The sequence below is a fragment of the Lacisediminihabitans sp. FW035 genome (assembly GCF_054880895.1).
The window spans coordinates 3250908-3268186 of record NZ_CM142187.1; the positions used below are offsets into that span (position 1 = coordinate 3250908).

Sequence of the window (17279 nt, forward strand, 5' to 3'; positions counted from 1 at the left end):
CTAGCGTTTGATCGCGCCGAGACGGGGAAGCCGGGGCACGTTCGCGGCGGCGCCGGCGTCTGGCGGCACCACGATCTCCTGTGCAGCGGGCACGAGGATTCCCTCCGAGCGCACCGCGAGCTCGGCGTCCGGATCGGTGGTGCGTTTGACGACAGCGAGCGCGATCGGCCCCAGCTCGAAGTGGCGGGCTGCGGATGTCACGTGGCCGACCTCGTTCTCGCCGAGCAGCACCTCGTCCCCCGCCGACGGCAGCACGGAGTCGGAGCCGTCGAGGTGCAGCATCACCAGGCGGCGCGGCGGATGCCCGAGGTTGTGGACCTTCGCGACGGTCTCCTGCCCGCGATAGCAGCCCTTCGTGAGGTGCACGGCGGATCGCAGCCAGTCGAGTTCGTGGGGAAGTGTCTTCTCGTCGCCCTCGGTGGCCAGGCGCGGGCGCCAGGCTGCGATACGGAGAGCCTCGAGCGCGAGGAACCCGGCGAGCGGAAGCTCCAGCGCTGCGAGGGATTCGCGAGGGATCAACACCTCGCTATAGGTCCATTCCGCGGAAGGATGATGGTCGACGGCGGCATACTGCCACCCGCCGGGAGTGACCGCTGACCACGGGTCGTTCCAGACGAGCGGCACACCGTTGGGCGAGGCGACGAGGATCTCGGGCGATCCGAGGGTGCCGATCGTCGCGAGCTCGTCCGTGCGATCCCGCACCTCCACCCGAAGCATGAAGACCATCTTCGAGAGCCAGGCGAACAGACCGTGTGCTTCTTCGCGCTCGAGCAGCAGCCACAGGTCGACGCCGTCGTCGATCAGCCGCACGGCGTATTCGAGACGGCCGGTGGCATCGAGCAGCAGGGTCTCGCTCGACTGCCCCGGCTTCAGGTCGGAGACGCTCTGCGACGTGAGCGAGTTGATCCAGGTCAACCTGTCGACTCCGGAGATGGAGAGCACGGCCCGATGCGAGAGGTCGACTACTGCCTCCCCCGCGGCGAGCGCGCGTTGTTCAGCGAGAGGGTTTCCGTAGTGCGCCGCGACTCCGGCATCCGCGCCGGTGCCGTCGACTGCTCCGGGCCTCACGAGCTCACTCAAGGCGTGCCAGCCGTCCGGAGGCGTGGGTCGCGAGTTCCTGCCCGAGGGCGGCGAGATCCCAGGCCCAGAGCATGTGGTTGTCGACGAGTCCGTAGATGCGGGTGGAGGCCGTGTGCTCTTTGGAGGTGACGGAGCGCATCACGGCATCGGTCGCCAGGTCGATGCGCGGACCCTTGACCTGCCCGATGTACAGCTCGCTGACCCCGCCCGGATGCAGGATCGATACCTCGATGTCGAATCCGTCAGAGGCGTTTCGCAGGGCCTCGACCGCGCGGGCCGTGGTGAACGGCTGGATGCCGACGCCCTGGAGGAGTCCCGGCCCCGGATCACCCTCGGTGGCCTGCCGGCTCAGTCTCCAGTAACCGATCTCGGTCGCAAGAGGCGTGAGGTCGTCGTCGAGAAGCCACGTGTAGGAGGTGTAGTTGAGGTGGGGCAGCCCGTCATGGGTGAAACTCAAGCGATGACCGAACTCGTAGTTGCGGGTCTCGCCGTCGACGTCGTAATTGACGACCCCGGTGCCCTCCCAGACACCGATGAGCCAGGACAGCGGTACGAGCTCGGCGGGCAGGTTGACCGGTAGATCGATCACGGCGACCCGTACTAGCGCTGGCCGCGGAAGAGGTTGAACAGCACCACCACGGAGACGTAGCCGATGGCCAGGGTGGCGAGGATCAGCAGGCCGATGAAAAACAGCTCTAGACCGAGGTACATGCTTCGATTCTACGCGGCGCGCAGCTGCAGAATGCCCAGCACGAGGGTCGCGATGCCGAGAATCACCACGGAGCCTCCGAGGCAGGCCATCATCCGGTCGACGAGGCCCTCTTTCTGCACGATCGCGAGCTGGATGCAGAAGGTGAGGAGCACATCCGCTGCCAGCACGAACGGCAACCAATCGAGATACTGGGTGGGCGGCGCGAGCAGGCCGATCAGGACGGAGCCGACGACGGCGACCGACCACACCGGAACGACGCTTGTGAGAGCGAGGCGGGTGGCGGGCTGGTCGATGGTCACAGCCCAATTGTGCACTACCCGCGCCTGACGGAGCCGAGAAGTGCCTTTAGACTGTGGTTCGGCACTTGGAGGACTCGTTGGCGCAGCTATTGATCCTGACTTCCGCCGTCAACAGCGATGTCTTGCCCGCCCTCGGACTTCTCAGTCACCGGACGCGGCAGATCCCCGCAGAGCCGGCGTCGCTCATCACCGCGCCGAGTTGCGACCTGATCCTGGTGGACGCCCGGCAAGACCTGGCGAGCGCGAAGTCGCTCTGCAAGATCCTCAACACGACCGGTGTGAACGTTCCCCTCATGCTGATCCTCACCGAGGGCGGTCTTACGGCCGTCAGCGCGGACTGGGGCGTCGACGACGTGATCCTCGAGACCGCGGGGCCGGCAGAGGTCGACGCCCGCATCCGCCTCGTCGTCGGGCGCCAGGCCCTCGACAAGACGAGCAACAAGATCCACGCCTCCGGAGTGGTCATCGACGAGGCGAGCTATTCGGCGAAGGTGCACGGGCGCCCGCTCGACCTCACCTTCAAGGAATTCGAGCTGCTTCGCTTTCTCGCCACCCATCCCTCCCGGGTCTTCACCCGCGAGCAGCTGCTCAGCGAGGTGTGGGGGTACGACTACTTCGGCGGCACCCGCACGGTGGACGTGCACGTGCGGCGCCTTCGCGCGAAGCTGGGTGACCTCGAGTCGCTGATCGGCACGGTCCGCAACGTCGGCTACCGCTTCAACGTGTACGAAGACGACACAGAGCGCCTTGCCCAGTCCGTCAATTCCTGACGCTCTCGCCCGCCTCATCGAGCGGGCACGGGATGCCGACGGCCAGCCCCCTTTCTCCGACGGCTCCCTCGTGCAACTGCGCACCGGCGAGAAGCAGCTGCTGGAGACTGATGACGCGGCGGCCGTGTATTCGGGCGCTGAGGCCGAATTCGTGGTCGACCCCGCCGCCCGCGGCGCCGGAGTCGGTACCCGGATGCTCGAGCTGCTCGTGGCGCGCTGCGACCCCGAGGTGAAGATCTGGGCGCACGGGGATCATCCCGCCGCGCGCGCCCTCGCCGCGAGCCACGGCTTCGTACCGGTGCGGCGACTGCTGCAATTGCGAGCGACGGTGGGCGCCCGTTCGTCGGCTGTGCCGACCTCCGTCTTCCGCCCCGGCCTCGACGAGCACGAGTGGCTCGCCCTCAACGCCCGGGCCTTCTCCTTCCATCCGGAACAGGGATCCGTCACCCGGTCCGACCTCGACCAGCTCACCGGAGAGCCGTGGTTCGACCCCGCCGACTTCCTCCTTCTGCGAGAGGGCGGCGACCTCGTCGGGTACTGCTGGCTCAAGATCGAGGACGGCATCGGCGAGTTCTACGTGGTGGGGGTGGATCCCGAGCGACAGGGTGAAGGTCTTGGCCGCCGCCTCATGGATGCCGGGCTCGCGCGGCTGGCCGCCCGCGGCATCCGCACCGCTGCCCTGTATGTGGAGTCGGACAACGTTCCCGCCGTCGCCCTGTATCGCTCGCTCGGGTTCACCGAGCACTCCGTCGACATCCAGTACGCCCGGGTCTGAGTCGTTTACCCCGCGTTAATATGGCTCGCGATCGGGGCGAGAGGCGAAGTGCAATGATTTAGGTATGAGCAACGAGACGTATCTTGGCGACGCCGGATTGGCCACCGACAGTCTCGACGACGACGACTACGAATCCACCTGGGTCGACGACGGCACCCTTCCGCCCGACCGCTACCTCGACCGCGAGCTCAGCTGGCTTGCGTTCAACACCAGGGTGCTCGAGCTCGCCGAAGACCCGGAACTGCCCCTCCTCGAGCGGGCGAACTTCCTCGCGATCTTCGCGAGCAATCTCGACGAGTTCTTCATGGTGCGCATCGCGGGGCTCAAGCGGCGCATCCTCACCGGCCTCGCCGTTCCCACCAACATCGGCGCGGCCCCGACCGAGGTGCTCGCCGTGATCCAGGACCGCGCCCACGAGCTGCAGGCCCGCCACGCCCTCGCCTTCCGGGAGCTCGTCAAGCCGGAACTCGACGACGCCGGCATCCACATCGAGACCTGGGCAGACCTCGGCCAGGTCGATCGCGACTCCCTCGACGAGATCTTCGCGGCCCGCATCTTCCCGGTGCTCATGCCGCTTGCCGTCGACCCGGCGCATCCGTTCCCCTACATCTCGGGCCTCTCGCTCAACCTGTCGATCCGGGTGCGCAATCCCAAGATCGGCAAGGACGAGTTCGCCCGCCTCAAGGTGCCGCCGATGCTGCCACGCTTCGTGCAGCTTCCGGATGACGGCAGCGGGCTGCTTCGCTTCATCCCGCTCGAAGACCTCATCTCCAACCACCTCGGCGACCTGTTCCCCGGCATGGAGGTGCTCGACCACCACGAGTTCCGCGTCACCCGCAACGAGGACGTCGTGCTCGAGGAGGACGAGTCGGAGAACCTCATCCAGACCCTGGAGCGCGAGCTGCTGCGGCGCCGGTTCGGTCCGCCGATCCGTCTCGAGATCACCGACGACATGGATGACCTCACCCTCGGCCTGCTCGTGCGCGAGCTCGACATCACCGAGTCCGAGGTGTACCGGCTCCCGGCTCCCCTCGACCTCGGCGGTCTCTTCGAGCTCAACAAGATCGACCGGCCGACGCTGAAGTACCGCAAGCACCTGCCGACGACGGCGGCCCAGCTGATGCCCCTCGAGCCGAACGCGGCGCCGGACATCTTCGGCTCTATCGCCCGCCAGGACATCCTGCTCCACCACCCGTACGAGTCGTTCGCCACCAGCGTGCAGGCCTTCCTCGAGCAGGCCGCGAGCGACCCGAACGTGCTGGCCATCAAGCAGACCCTCTACCGCACCTCCGGCGACAGCCCGATCGTGGAAGCGCTCATCCAGGCCGCCGAGTCGGGCAAGCAGGTGCTCGCTCTTGTGGAGATCAAGGCCCGGTTCGACGAGTCGGCCAACATCTCGTGGGCGCGCAAACTCGAGAAGGCCGGAGTCCACGTCGTCTACGGCCTCGTCGGGCTGAAGACACACTGCAAGCTCGCCTTGGTGATCCGGCAGGAGAACGGCCTGCTCAAGCACTACAGCCATATCGGCACGGGGAACTACAACCCGAAGACGAGTCGGATCTACGAGGATTTCGGTCTCCTCACCGCGAGCGCCACGGTGGGCAAGGACCTGACCCGGCTCTTCAACGAGCTCTCCGGCTACGCCATCGAGAAGAAGTTCAAGCGACTGCTCGTTGCACCCCTCCATCTGAGGAAGGGCTTGGTCAAGCGCATCCGTATCGAGGCCGACAATGCGCGCAACGGCATGCCGTCCGGCATCCGCATCAAGCTCAACTCGATCGTCGACGAGGCCATCATCGACGCGCTGTACCGGGCGAGCGAGGCCGGAGTGCCGGTCGAGCTCGTGGTGCGCGGCATCTGCGGCGTCAAGCCCGGGGTCGAGGGGCTCAGCGGCAACATCGAGGTGCGGTCGATCCTCGGCCGCTACCTCGAGCACTCCCGCATCTTCTCCTTCATCAACGGCGGCGACCCTCAGGTCTACATCGGAAGCGCCGACATGATGCATCGCAACCTCGACCGGCGGGTCGAGGCACTTGTGCGGCTCACGAACCCCGAACACCTTCGCGAGATCGAGGACCTCTTCGACCTCGCCATGTCGGACGACACAGCCCACTGGAAGCTCGCGGCCGACGGCAGCTGGACCCGGCACTATCGCGCGGAGGACGGCTCGCTGCTCGAAGACATGCAGAATGTGCTGATGCGACAGGTTTCCCAGAGAAAGCGCACCGGAGTCGTGCGGTGACGCTCACCGGCCCCGCTGTCGTGCAGGCCGCGGGAGCGGTGCTCTGGCGGCAGACCCCCGGCGGCATCGAACTCCTCCTGATCCACCGCGGCGACCACGCCGATGTGTCCATCCCCAAGGGCAAGGTCGACCCCGGGGAGACTCCGCCGCAGACGGCGGTGCGCGAGATCGCCGAGGAGACCGGGCTCGCGATCGCCCTCGGAGCCCCTCTCGGTACGACCGAATACACGATGCCCGGCGGGCGCGAGAAGATCGTGCACTACTGGTCGGCGGAGGTGTCGGATGAGGCCATCGCCGAGTCCACGTTCGTCGCCAATAAAGAGGTCGCCGCCATCCAGTGGCTGTCGGTCAAGGCGGCTCGTGCGGCCCTGAGCTACGACCTCGACCGCGATGTGCTCGACCGGTTCTCGGCGCGCGTGAAGGCCGGCACCATTCGTACCTTCCCGATCATCGTCCTTCGGCACGGCCGCGCGGTGCCGCCCGCGAGCTGGGACGGACCGGATGCCACGCGCCCGCTGCTCCATCGCGGGCTCGAGCAGTCCCGCAATGTGGCTCCCGCGATCGCGGCTTGGGCGCCGACCAAGCTCATCAGCAGCACCGCGGTGCGCTGCCTTGCGACGATCGAGCCGGTGGCGATACTCACCGGCCTCCCGGTGAAGCAGTCAACGGGAATCAGCCAGGATGCCTACGAGGACGGTGCCGCCCGGGTGCGGAAGACGATGCGCAAACGCCTCGCCGCGGGCGTCGCGGTCGTGCTCTGCAGCCATGGGCCGGTGATCCCCGAGATGATCGACGAGACTGCCGCGCTCACGAATACCCCTCTCGACGCTCCACTTCGGCGCGCCGGCATGCTGTCGACCTCCGAATTCACCGTGATGCACGTGTCATCCGAGCATCCGGATGCTCCGCTCGTCGCCGTCGAAACGCACGGCCCTGCGTTCCTCTGAACAGCGTCGGGTGGGTCGTAAGTTCGAGGCTCGTTAACCTCTTGTTCATCTTCTAGGACGACCGTGGACACCCTCCCCACATAGCGTCGTCTCTTGGACCAGCACCGGTCTTCCCGGTGGCCGAGCCCCAAGCTGCTCGCCCGCCGGAGTCACCATCCCGAAGGGAACACAGTGAAGTTCACTCACGCCGCTTCGGCGGGCGCACTCGCGCTCGTCGCCGCACTCGCACTCTCCTCTTGTGCAAGCACGCCAAGCACCCCCGCAGCCAGCACGACCCCGAAGGCCAGCGTCGCTGCCCTCGACAAGACACTCACCGGCACGATCACCGCCGGTGGATCCAGCGCACAGGCCAATGCCGAGGCAGCATGGACCGCCGCGTTCCAGGCCCAGGTGCCCGGAGTCACCATCAACTACGACAAGTCGCAGGGCTCGGGCGGTGGAGTCACCAACTGGCTCGCCGGCAGCTATGACTTCGCGGGCTCCGACGCGCCCCTCAAGCCCGAGCAGGTCGCTGCATCGCTGACCAGTTGTGGCGCTGACGGCGCAGTGAACCTCCCGATTTATCTTGACGGGGTTGCCATCATCTTCAACCTCCCCGGAGTGACTGATCTCAACCTCTCCACGGCAACCATCGCCAAGATCTTCAGCCTCAAAATCACCACGTGGAACGATCCCGCCATCGTTGCGGACAACCCCAAGGCGACGCTCCCGTCCACTCCCATCACGACTGTTTCCCGCTCCGACGGTTCGGGTACTACTCAGAACTTCACCAACTACCTCAGCGCTGCAGACCCCACCGACTGGACCTCCCCGGCCAGCAATGCTTGGCCGATCAAGGGCTCTAGCGCCCAGCAGGGCGGATCCGGTGTGGTCAACACAGTGAAGGCCGGAGTGGGCACTATCGGCTATGCCGACCACAGTGCGATTGGCAGTCTTCCCAGCGCTGCGGTTCAGGCCGGAACCTCGAAAGACTTCGTGAAGTTCAGCCAGGCCGGCGCGACGGAGGCGTTCGCAAAGGGCGCGACAACCGTCGCAACGAGCGCGACAGGCGACCTGTCGCAGAAGTTCGACTACTCGAAGCTGACGGAAAAGTCCGCCTACCCGATCCCGCTGGTCTCCTACCAGATTGTCTGCAAGACCTTCAAGGACGCGGCCCAGGCCAAGCTCACGAAGGCCTACGTTGGCTACATCGCAAGCGACGAGGGACAGAAGATCGCAGCCAAGAACGCCGGTTCCGCGCCGATCCCGGCGAGCATGCTCGCCTCGATCCAGAAGAGCCTCGCGCTGGTCAAGTAGCAGTTGCTCTGCCAGTCTGTGGTCTGACCGCACTGCATCCTGAGCGATCAGGCCGCAGACTGGCTCACGATGTTCCCGGCATCCTCGAGAAAGAAACCAGTGAGTAACACCCAAGCTGTTCCCTCCCCGAGTGCCGCCGCGTCGTCCGGTCCCCGCTCCCCCTCGAGGGGGGCGGGGCCGGCCCGCGTCAAGTCCCGGCCCGCCGACCGCATTTTCTTCGGCCTGAGCTTCGCCTCCGCGGTGTCGATCATGGTGATCCTCGCCGGTGTCGCTCTCTTCCTGATCGTGCAGGCCGTGCCCGCGATCGCGGCTAACTGGGCGAGCAACCCCGACCTCAACTCTGGTCCGACCGGCGGCTATGCCAGCTTCTGGTCGTATGTGGGGCCGCTCATCTGGGGCACGCTGTGGGCATCCCTCATCGCGCTGATCCTCGGTGCTCCCGTGGCGATCGGCATCGCCCTCTTCATCTCGCACTATGCACCCCGGCGGATCGCCGGCGTGCTCGGCTACCTCATCGACCTGCTCGCCGCCGTGCCGTCGATCGTGTTCGGCCTCTGGGGCATCATCGTGATCCGCCCGCTTCTACTGCCCCTCACCCAGTGGCTCAACCAGAACCTCGGCTGGATCCCCATCTTCGGCGGACAGCCGTCCACCACCGGTTCGACGATCCTCGCCGGCGCCGTCGTCCTCGCCGTGATGATCCTGCCGATCATCAGCTCGATCTCGCGCGAGATCTTCCTGCAGACGCCGAGACTTCACGAAGAGGCCGCGCTCGCACTCGGCGCGACCAAGTGGGAGATGATCAAGCTCGCTGTCTTCCCCTACGCCCGCTCCGGCGTGGTGAGCGCCACCCTGCTCGGCCTCGGCCGTGCGCTCGGTGAGACCATGGCTATCGCGCTGATCATCTCGCCGTCGATCGAGGTCTCGGCCCGAATCCTCACCGAGGGCCAGAATTCGCAGACGATCGCCGCGAATATCGCCCTCAACTTCCCCATCGCGAACACCCTCCAGCGCGAGGCGCTGATCGGCACCGGCCTCATGCTGTTCGTGATCTCCCTCGCCGTGAACATGGTCGCCCGCTTCATCGTCTCGCGCACCGGATCCGGCAAGGCCGGCCGGGTGCCGCGCAAGAAGCGGGTGGCAGTGGCCGAGACCACCCTCTCCGCTGGTGCCGCCCCCACGGTCGCCTCCATCGCTTCGCCCGAACTCGAAGGAGGTCCGGCATGACCACTGCCGTGCAGTCCGGAGCCCGCAAACCGCAGGGCCCGATGACGAACGCCCTGACCACCGGCCAGCTGCCGCGCTTCGTCGAGTTCTATGTCTTGGCGGGTGCCCTCGTGATCAGCGCCGGCGCCCTCCTGCTGATGGGATTCAACTGGGGCGGCTGGATCTTCGTCTCGATCATCGTCTACCTCATCGGCCTCGCGGCGCTCTCCACGGTCGCCGAGAACCGCCGCAAGGCCGTCGACCGCATAGTTCGCAGCCTCGTGACCATCGCATTCCTTCTCGCGATCGCCCCCCTCATCTCCACGCTCTACACGGTGACGGCCAAGGGGATCGGCCAGCTCAACTGGGCCTTCATCTCCCAGACCGGGGGCGCGGTGTTCAATGCCGACACCCTCAAGGTCACCGTCACCTCCGGCGCGCTGCAGGCGATCGTCGGCACCCTCGAGATCACCGGGATCGCGGCGCTCATGTCGATCCCGATCGGCATCCTCACGTCGATCTACCTCGTGGAGTACGCCCAGCCGCACCAGTGGATGGCCCGCACCGTCACGTTCCTCGTCGACGTGATGACGGGCATCCCCTCGATCGTCGCCGGCCTATTCGCGTTCTCGCTCTTCACCCTCATTGTGGGCCCGAAGGCCTTCAGCGGGTTCTCCGCCTCGGTCGCGCTGTCGGTCCTGATGATCCCGATCATCGTGCGGGCGTGCGAGGAGATGTTGCGGCTGGTGCCGAACGACCTGCGGGAGGCATCCTTCGCACTCGGCGTGTCCCGCTTCTCCACCATCGTGAAGATCGTGCTGCCGACCGCCATCGCGGGGATCATCACCGGCGTCATGCTCGCCATCGCCCGGGTGATCGGCGAGACCGCGCCGATCTTCCTCGCGGCGAGCTTCACCGACAACTTCAACTCGAACCCCTTCAGCGGGCCGATGCAGACCCTGCCCGTGCTCGCCTACACCGGGTATAAGTTCCCGAGCCAGGACATCGCTGCCTCCAACGCGTCGGCCTGGGGCGCCGCGCTGCTGCTCATCCTCATCGTCGTCATCCTCAATATCATCGCTCGCATCATCGCCCGGATCTTCGCCCCCAAGGGCGCCCGGTAGCATCGCCGAGAACAGACCCGAAGGAATACCGTGTCAAAGCGCATCGAAGTGAACGATCTCAACATCTACTACAGCGACTTCCTCGCCGTGGAAGGGGTGTCGATCTCGATCGAGCCCCGCACCGTCACCGCCCTGATCGGCCCGAGCGGATGCGGCAAGTCCACGTTCCTGCGCACGCTCAACCGTATGCACGAAGTGATCCCCGGCGCGCACGTGGAGGGCGAGGTCATCATCGATGGCAACAACCTCTACGGCGAAGGCGTGGATCCCGTGCTCGTGCGCCGCCAGGTCGGCATGGTCTTCCAGCGCGCCAACCCGTTCCCCACGATGTCGATCCGCGACAATGTGCTCGCCGGCGTCACCCTGAACAACCGCAAGCTCTCCAAGAGCGACGGGGATGCCCTCGTCGAGCGTTCCCTGCAGGGAGCCAACCTGTGGAACGAGGTGAAGGACCGGCTCGACAAGCCCGGGATGGGTCTCTCCGGCGGCCAGCAGCAGCGACTGTGCATCGCGCGCGCCATCGCCGTCTCCCCCGACGTGCTGCTCATGGACGAGCCATGCTCGGCCCTCGACCCGATCTCGACTCTCGCCATCGAGGACCTCATCGAAGAGCTGAAGCTCGACTACACGATCGTGATCGTGACCCACAACATGCAGCAGGCCTCGCGGGTGTCCGACCGCACGGCGTTCTTCAACATCGCCGGAACGGGCAAGCCGGGCAAGCTGATCGAGTACAACGACACGAACACGATCTTCTCGAAGCCGAGTGTGCAGGCCACCGAGGACTACGTCTCCGGCAAGTTCGGATAGCCGGGTCTCGACACGGGCGCTGAGCGCCCTACTCGACCAGCAAAGGGCGCTGAGCGCCCTCGAGGGGGCGGTCGGTTTGCGAGGCAGCCACTGCTGCGGCGCACTTGCTCACCCGCTTGTTGTCGCAAATGCAGGAAACACTGTGACGGATGTCTACCCGAGCGCCTCATCCGTCTCACCCGTCACGTGCGGTCCTGCATTTCGAACGCTGTGCGGGGAGTTCAGGCCCAGCTCCCGTTGCGGGCGCTTATCGAGAGCGGCCAGGATCAGGCGCTCGGTACCGCCACTATCGGCGCGGTGGTCGGTGTCTTGGAGCCGCCACTCGGTTCGATGGTGATGCCGAGGGTGTCCCCCTCGCTCATGGCACCGTCGAGCACACTCACGGTCGTTCCAGAGGATGCGGCGTTGAACGTGCCCGCCGGAGTCGCCTTCGATGCCTTGTCGATGTACCACAGCTCGTAGGTCTTGCCATCGGCGAGCTTCGGAAGCTTGTCGATCACGACGGCGGACTGTTTGAGACCTACCGACCAGACGAAGGTGGCGCTACCGCCGCCGGAGACGTCGGCCTTTGCCTGCTGCGAGTCGCTCGCCGAGACGATCGCCGAGAGAGCCGCGGCCTGCTGCTGGGACTGGTTGGCTGCGGAGAGTCCGAGGACGTTGCCTCCGACGAAGAGCGCGACAGCGGCGGCCGCGGCCACCAGGATCGATGCCGGGCGCGTGAACCAGCGAGAGGTGGCCTTCGTCGACGCGCGCGTGGGCGTGCCGAGACTGGCGGTGCGAATGGCTTCGGCCGCGCCATCCGACTGCGATGGCCCGTCCGACCGCGATGGCCCGTCCGACTGCGATGGCACAGATGGCACCGCCGTGAGCGTTGCCCGCGTCTCCGTGAGGGGCGCGAGCTGCGGGGTCACCGCGATCTGGGCCATCAACCGGGCCTTGAGGTCGGCGGGAGGCGCGACCGAGTCGGTCGAGAGTCCGATCAGCACCGCTGTATCCGACAATGAAGCCACCTCCGCCCGTGCCTCTTCGGATGTCAGCAGGTATGCCTCGAACCGAGCCTTCTCTTCGCCGTCAAGTGCGTTCAGCGCGTACGCTCCGCTGAGGAGGTGCAGTTCCTCGCGATCGGTCACGATGCCACCCCCAATTCATCCCGCAGACGGATCATGCCGTCGCGTAGTCGTGTCTTCACCGTGCCGATGGGCACGCTGAGCATTGCTGCCACTTCACTGTGGCTGTAGCCGCCGTAGTACGCAAGGGTGACGGCCTGGCGCTGCAGTTCGGTCAATTGAGACATGGCTTCCTTCACCCTTTCGTGTTCGATAGTCACTTCTACCGTGTCGGCTACATTGTCGTAGTCCGCCACGTAATCCCTGATTCCGATCTTCACATCGCGATCGCGACCGGACTGCGATGATCTGATGCGATCGACTGCGCGACGGTGAGCCATGGTGAGGATCCAAGTGGATGCCCCGCCCTTGCTCGGCTCGTAGCGCGACGCGTTCTGCCAGATCTCCAGGAACACTTCCTGGGTCACCTCTTCCGATTGCGCGTGATCCACCAACAGCCTGCGAATCAGCCCGAAGACTCTCGGGGAGATCTCGTCGTACAGTGCCGCGAACGCCGCCTGGTCCCCCGTCGCGATCTGCGCGAGCATGGTTTCCTTTGTCGCAGGTTTGTCCATGGACTCATAGTCCTGGCTGCGGTCGGTTTCACGGGGCACGAGCTTAAGCATCGCAAACAATCCGTGCAATCGTGCGCGGTGCGGGAAAAACACTCAGGTCGAGCGCCCATCCGAACACCTCGATATTCAGTTGTGAGCGACGGGCGCAGGCGAGACTGCGTCGTATCTCGTACGAGGCCGTTCCGTCTATGCGGGTCACAACTGGAGTTCGGCGCGGTGAGCCAAACGGATTGGTCTAGAGCGCGCCCCGCCTCCGGAAGGGGGCGACGAACGCCGTGGAGGGGTGCCAGGCCGCAGAAACGCCTCTCGGCGCTAGGCCGCTCGAAGCGGCGAATATTGGAGCCCGGGGTTACTGCGGCCCGGCGATGGCCCTTGCGAGCCGATGACAAGTGTACTCGCCGAGACTGGATGCTTCCGTCTCGGCGGCGCGGGGCCGTCGGGGCGGTCCCGTGGTCGCTGAGGTTCTGTGTCGAGTTGCACTCTTTTGCGGGTCATCCAGCGAGCGAGCCCGCAAATGGGTGCAACTCGACGAACGATGCGGGCCGGGCGCGAACGAGGTGGGCCGGCCTCAGCGCAAACCTAGTCGAGCGAGCCGGCCCGCCAGAGCCTGGCGCACGAGACGAACTCGGTGGCCGTCTGGGAGAGACGCAGCGCGCGGGTCGTGAGTTCGGTTGCACGCTCCGGCGAGGTGAGATCGGAATCGTCCGCCACGCTCGTGGCGCCGAGCGCGGTGATGCGGCAGAAGGCCGCGGCACGGTCGAGGGCCACGCCGAAGTCGCCCTGGAACAGGCCCCGCAGGATCTGGTCGGCGAGCGCGGTGATCTCCGCCGGGCCGGTCGGCGCCGTCGCTCCGGCGACGACCGGGTCGATCGTCGTGGCGAGCTCGGTGCCGCGCTGGAAGAGGTAGGCGGTGCCTTCGGCATCCTGGCGCACGAGCGCGCGCATCAGGTAGATGCGCCAGAGCGCGCCGGGGAGGCTTCGGGGGCTCGCGCGCGCCCACAGCTCGGCGACGGCGTCGATGCCGTGCTCGTCGGTGAAGGCGACGAGCCGGTCGACCACGCCCTGGTCGGAGCTCTGTCGCACACGGCTGAGCAGCGCGCCTGCGGTCTCATGGGCGACGCGGCTGATCTGGGCGGGGTCTTCCCCACCCACGAAGCTCTCGAACTTGGCACCCGAGAACTGGGTCGGCTTGTGGAACTCGTCGGTCATCCGCTCAAGCCTAAGCCAGCGGATGCCGCACCATCGGCTCGTTCGCCGGTCGCGCAATCCACGCTAGATTTAACGACAGGGGCCTCTAGCTCAGTTGGTAGAGCATCGGACTTTTAATCCGTGGGTCGTCGGTTCGAGCCCGACGGGGCCCACCCCTCAACTGAAAGTCGATTGCCAGCCACCGCGACTTCAGAGTTCGGACGCACGGTCCGGTACATACTTGTGCAGCTCGCGCGGCGGTCGCTCATAGTCGTCGGCCAAGGGTCGATCGGGCAGTTCGATCGGCTCCGGCTCGATCGTGTCCCAGGGCACCTGCGACAGGAGATGGCTTATCGAGTTGATCCGGGCGGACTTCTTGTCGTCGCTCTCGATCGTCCACCACGGTGCCTCCGGAATGTCCGTCACCTGGAACATCGCATCCTTGGCTCGCGAATAGCCTTCCCACTCGATGATGGACTTGAGGTCGGTCTCCGAGAGCTTCCACCGCCGCATCGGGTCTTCCAGTCGCGACGCGAATCGCTTCTGCTGCTCCTCGTCGGAGACGGAGAACCAGTACTTGATGAGGATGATGCCGTCTTCGACGAGCAGGCGTTCGACCACGGGCACCTGCCTCAGGAAGCGTTCGTATTCTTCTTCGGTGCAGTACCCGAGCACGTGCTCGACCCCCGCGCGGTTGTACCAGGACCGATCCATAAGTACGATCTCCCCGGCCGCTGGCAGCCGCTCGATGTACCGCTGGAAGTACCACTGGCCCCGCTCGCGTTCGCTCGGGGTTGGCAGCGCCGCGACCCGTGCCGAGCGAGGGTTCAGGTACTGGATCACGCGCTTGATCGAACCGCCCTTGCCTGCCGCATCCCGACCCTCGAAGATCACCAGGACACGCGCCCCAGACTTCACCACCCACTGCTGCATCTGCACCAGCTCGATCTGGAGGCGTTCGAGTTCTGCTTCGTAGGCCCGTTTGGAGAGCTTGCGCGGGTCGCTGCCGGTCTTCTTGGACATCGTTCTCCTGGATGCTGATCGGGTGCTGCGGATTCAAGTGTGGTCCTTCTGCAACTGCAATTGCGAGTGCGCATCGCGGATCAACGCACCCGAAGGCGAACAGTACGCCGAGTGTCGATAGCGATCGCATGGTGTCGATGAACCAGCGATTCCCCGTGGCTCCCTTCTCGTGCGCGTGCCCCAGGACACCTCGAGCTGATTCCACCACCCCGTCTCCTGTGGTGGGATGGGGGGATGAGACTCTCGTCACTGCGAAGCGTCGGCGTGCGGGCCGGCCTGGCAGCGGCGATCCTCTTCGGGGCCGGAACCCCGATCGCCAAACTGCTGCTCGACAGCGTGAGTCCGTGGCTGCTGGCCGGGCTGCTCTACCTCGGGTCCGGGGTCGGGCTGGGGCTCTTCCGCCTCATCCGCCGCAGCCCACGCGTGCGAATCCGGCGCTCGGAGCTGCTGCCTCTGGCCGGCGCGGTCGGGCTCGGCGGCATCCTCGGTCCGGTCCTGCTGATGTTCGGGCTCTCCGGCATGCCCGCCACCGGTGCCTCGCTGCTACTGAACGCGGAGGGGGTCTTCACCGCCCTTCTCGCCTGGTTCGTGTTCCGGGAGAACTTCGATCGGCGCATCGCGCTCGGCATGGCCGCCATCGTCGCGGGGGCGGTGTTACTGAGCATCCCCACCGGTGCCGATCTCGGCACGCTCTGGCCGTCACTGGCGATCCTCGGCGCCTGCCTGTGCTGGGGAATCGACAACAACCTCACCCGCAAGATCGCCCTGACGGATGCCACCTGGCTCGCCGCCGTGAAGGGCGGTGTCGCCGGGCCGGTGAACCTCGCCATCGCATTCGCCCTCGGCGCGACGCTGCCTCCCGTGCTCAACATCGCGGCCGCGATGCTGGTCGGATTCTTCGCCTACGGAGTGAGCCTCGTGCTGTTCATCGTCGCGATGCGGCACGTGGGCGCGGCACGCGCCGGTGCCTACTTCTCGATCGCACCGTTCTTCGGGGCGGTACTCGCGGTCATCCTCGGGGCGCCGGTATCCCTCATCCTGGTCGCCGCCGCCCTGCTCATGGCACTGGGAGTGTGGCTGCACCTCACCGAACGCCATGAACACGAGCACCGTCACGAGGCGATCACGCACGAACACTGGCACACGCACGACGAGCATCACCAGCACGAGCATCCGGATGCCGTCGCGCCGGGCGTTCGTCACAAGCACCTGCACACCCACGACGCGATCACCCACAGCCACGAGCACTATCCGGACGCGCATCACCGGCACGCTCACTAGCACGGGTGGGGCCGGTACCGTCCGGTGCTCGATCGGGCCTCCGTCCCGCAGATTCGCAACCCGGGCGTTCGCGGGCACGATCGCACGGGCGACCGACACCGCGATCAGGCGAGCGCACCCTCGATGGTCGAGCCGAGCTCCGCACGCAGCCGTATCATCGCTTCGCGAAGTCGTGACTTGAGAGTGCCGACCGGAATCTGCAGCCGGGCCGCGAGTTCGGGGCCGGTGAGTCCCTCGAAGTAGGTCATGGAGATCGCATCGCGCTGGATCGGGGTGAGGCGCCCCATCGCGACGCTCACTCGCGCGGATTCGACCGAGACTTCGCCAGCCTCGGAAACCGGGTCGAAATACACTTCGCGATCACGGGATCCGATTCGTAGGTCACGATCCCGGCTGGCCTGGGATGCCCGCACGCGGTCGACCGCACGGCCATGGGCGGTCATCATGATCCAGCTCACAGCAGACCCCCGAGAGGCATCGAACCGCGATGCCGACCGCCACACTTCGAGAAAAACGTCCTGCGTCACTTCCTGTGACTGGCCGTCGTCGACAAGAGTGCGGCGGATCAGGCCGTGCACCCGCGGGGCCAGGAGTTCGTACAGCTCCCGAAACGCCTGATGGTCGCCCTCAGCTACCCGAAGAAGCAGGCCGTTGGGCGCCGAGCGCAGCTGCGCGGCCGAATTCTCGTCCGCTGTCAGGGTGATCGTCATTCTTCGCATCCTTCGAGCCGGTTGTGTAAAAGACTGACGTTTTCTGGGGCAGCGGTTCGAAGCTACGGTGCGTACGGCAATTGGAGGCGGGGCTTGACAGAGTGCTCATCAGTGTGCTGACCGACCCTGATCAAC

17 protein-coding genes and 1 tRNA gene are annotated in these 17279 nt (G+C 66.1%); 10 read left to right on the top strand and 8 right to left on the bottom strand.

Features of this window, described 5'->3' with window-relative positions; genetic code table 11:
* From ygfZ to ACVXZ4_RS15575, 3 genes are all read right to left on the bottom strand, one after another.
* Complete coding sequence (ygfZ, locus tag ACVXZ4_RS15565) at positions 1 to 1068, bottom strand: CAF17-like 4Fe-4S cluster assembly/insertion protein YgfZ (protein ID WP_461795716.1); 1068 nt, start codon at positions 1066 to 1068, stop codon at positions 1 to 3.
* A gap of 4 nt (positions 1069 to 1072) precedes the next feature.
* Positions 1073 to 1669, bottom strand: coding sequence for a heme-binding beta-barrel domain-containing protein (locus ACVXZ4_RS15570; RefSeq protein WP_461795717.1), 597 nt, complete (start codon positions 1667 to 1669; stop codon positions 1073 to 1075).
* Positions 1670 to 1800: 131 nt separating this feature from the next.
* Positions 1801 to 2091, bottom strand: a complete 291-nt coding sequence (locus tag ACVXZ4_RS15575; RefSeq protein ID WP_461795718.1) for a hypothetical protein — start codon at positions 2089 to 2091, stop codon at positions 1801 to 1803.
* A 77-nt stretch (positions 2092 to 2168) separates the two neighbouring features.
* Between ACVXZ4_RS15575 and ACVXZ4_RS15580 the strand changes: the two genes are divergently transcribed.
* From ACVXZ4_RS15580 to pstB, 8 genes are all read left to right on the top strand, one after another.
* Positions 2169 to 2861, top strand: a complete 693-nt coding sequence (locus ACVXZ4_RS15580; RefSeq protein WP_354574350.1) for a response regulator transcription factor — start codon at positions 2169 to 2171, stop codon at positions 2859 to 2861.
* The gene (gene mshD, locus ACVXZ4_RS15585) at positions 2839 to 3636 is read left to right on the top strand and encodes a mycothiol synthase (protein WP_461795719.1); all 798 of its coding nucleotides are present in this window, start codon (positions 2839 to 2841) and stop codon (positions 3634 to 3636) included. The genes ACVXZ4_RS15580 and mshD overlap by 23 nt, the downstream gene beginning before the upstream one ends.
* A 64-nt stretch (positions 3637 to 3700) precedes the next feature.
* On the top strand, positions 3701 to 5878 hold the full coding sequence (locus ACVXZ4_RS15590) for an RNA degradosome polyphosphate kinase (protein WP_461795720.1): 2178 nt from the start codon (positions 3701 to 3703) through the stop codon (positions 5876 to 5878).
* Positions 5875 to 6825, top strand: coding sequence for an NUDIX hydrolase (locus ACVXZ4_RS15595; RefSeq protein ID WP_461795721.1), 951 nt, complete (start codon positions 5875 to 5877; stop codon positions 6823 to 6825). Before ACVXZ4_RS15590 ends, ACVXZ4_RS15595 begins: the two co-directional genes overlap by 4 nt.
* Positions 6826 to 6996: 171 nt before the next feature.
* The gene (gene pstS, locus ACVXZ4_RS15600) at positions 6997 to 8121 is read left to right on the top strand and encodes a phosphate ABC transporter substrate-binding protein PstS (protein ID WP_461795722.1); all 1125 of its coding nucleotides are present in this window, start codon (positions 6997 to 6999) and stop codon (positions 8119 to 8121) included.
* 99 nt (positions 8122 to 8220) lie between these two features.
* Positions 8221 to 9348 carry a phosphate ABC transporter permease subunit PstC gene (gene pstC / locus ACVXZ4_RS15605; protein WP_461795723.1) on the top strand — a complete coding sequence of 376 codons (1128 nt, stop codon included), beginning with the start codon at positions 8221 to 8223 and terminating at the stop codon, positions 9346 to 9348.
* A complete protein-coding gene (gene pstA, locus ACVXZ4_RS15610; protein WP_461795724.1) occupies positions 9345 to 10451 on the top strand; it encodes a phosphate ABC transporter permease PstA in 1107 nt (368 codons plus the stop codon). The genes pstC and pstA overlap by 4 nt, the downstream gene beginning before the upstream one ends.
* A gap of 30 nt (positions 10452 to 10481) precedes the next feature.
* Positions 10482 to 11261: a phosphate ABC transporter ATP-binding protein PstB gene (gene pstB, locus ACVXZ4_RS15615; RefSeq protein WP_461795725.1), complete on the top strand. Its 780-nt coding sequence runs from the start codon at positions 10482 to 10484 to the stop codon at positions 11259 to 11261.
* A gap of 266 nt (positions 11262 to 11527) precedes the next feature.
* Here the strand turns inward: pstB and ACVXZ4_RS15620 are convergent, their stop codons facing one another.
* The 3 genes from ACVXZ4_RS15620 to ACVXZ4_RS15630 form a co-directional block, all read right to left on the bottom strand.
* Positions 11528 to 12391: an anti-sigma factor gene (locus ACVXZ4_RS15620; RefSeq protein WP_461795726.1), complete on the bottom strand. Its 864-nt coding sequence runs from the start codon at positions 12389 to 12391 to the stop codon at positions 11528 to 11530.
* Positions 12388 to 12993, bottom strand: coding sequence for a sigma-70 family RNA polymerase sigma factor (locus tag ACVXZ4_RS15625; protein WP_461795727.1), 606 nt, complete (start codon positions 12991 to 12993; stop codon positions 12388 to 12390). Before ACVXZ4_RS15625 ends, ACVXZ4_RS15620 begins: the two co-directional genes overlap by 4 nt.
* A gap of 528 nt (positions 12994 to 13521) precedes the next feature.
* Positions 13522 to 14151, bottom strand: a complete 630-nt coding sequence (locus tag ACVXZ4_RS15630) for a DNA-directed RNA polymerase subunit beta (RefSeq protein WP_461795728.1) — start codon at positions 14149 to 14151, stop codon at positions 13522 to 13524.
* Positions 14152 to 14230: 79 nt separating this feature from the next.
* Between ACVXZ4_RS15630 and ACVXZ4_RS15635 the strand changes: the two genes are divergently transcribed.
* Positions 14231 to 14303: transfer RNA gene (locus ACVXZ4_RS15635), tRNA-Lys, on the top strand.
* Positions 14304 to 14340: 37 nt separating this feature from the next.
* On the opposite strand, the gene ppk2 is transcribed toward ACVXZ4_RS15635, so the two are convergent.
* Complete coding sequence (gene ppk2, locus ACVXZ4_RS15640) at positions 14341 to 15153, bottom strand: polyphosphate kinase 2 (RefSeq protein ID WP_461795729.1); 813 nt, start codon at positions 15151 to 15153, stop codon at positions 14341 to 14343.
* Between the two features lie 234 nt (positions 15154 to 15387).
* Here ppk2 and ACVXZ4_RS15645 point away from each other — a divergent pair, with 234 nt between their 5' ends.
* Positions 15388 to 16434: a DMT family transporter gene (locus ACVXZ4_RS15645; protein WP_461795730.1), complete on the top strand. Its 1047-nt coding sequence runs from the start codon at positions 15388 to 15390 to the stop codon at positions 16432 to 16434.
* A gap of 104 nt (positions 16435 to 16538) precedes the next feature.
* On the opposite strand, the gene sigK is transcribed toward ACVXZ4_RS15645, so the two are convergent.
* Positions 16539 to 17144 (bottom strand): ECF RNA polymerase sigma factor SigK, encoded by a 606-nt coding sequence (gene sigK / locus ACVXZ4_RS15650; RefSeq protein ID WP_461795731.1) that lies wholly within the window; start codon positions 17142 to 17144, stop codon positions 16539 to 16541.
* Positions 17145 to 17279: the final 135 nt, after the last annotated feature.

Bases quoted from the DNA above. Each gene is read 5' to 3' on its own strand.
- ACVXZ4_RS15590 (WP_461795720.1), top strand. From the start codon at position 3,701: ATGAGCAACGAGACGTATCTTGGCGACGCCGGATTGGCCACCGACAGT.
- pstA (WP_461795724.1), top strand. From the start codon at position 9,345: ATGACCACTGCCGTGCAGTCCGGAGCCCGCAAACCGCAGGGCCCGATG.
- ACVXZ4_RS15625 (WP_461795727.1), bottom strand. From the start codon at position 12,993: ATGCTTAAGCTCGTGCCCCGTGAAACCGACCGCAGCCAGGACTATGAG.
- ACVXZ4_RS15630 (WP_461795728.1), bottom strand. From the start codon at position 14,151: ATGACCGACGAGTTCCACAAGCCGACCCAGTTCTCGGGTGCCAAGTTC.
- ppk2 (WP_461795729.1), bottom strand. From the start codon at position 15,153: ATGTCCAAGAAGACCGGCAGCGACCCGCGCAAGCTCTCCAAACGGGCC.
- ACVXZ4_RS15645 (WP_461795730.1), top strand. From the start codon at position 15,388: ATGAGACTCTCGTCACTGCGAAGCGTCGGCGTGCGGGCCGGCCTGGCA.
- sigK (WP_461795731.1), bottom strand. From the start codon at position 17,144: ATGACGATCACCCTGACAGCGGACGAGAATTCGGCCGCGCAGCTGCGC.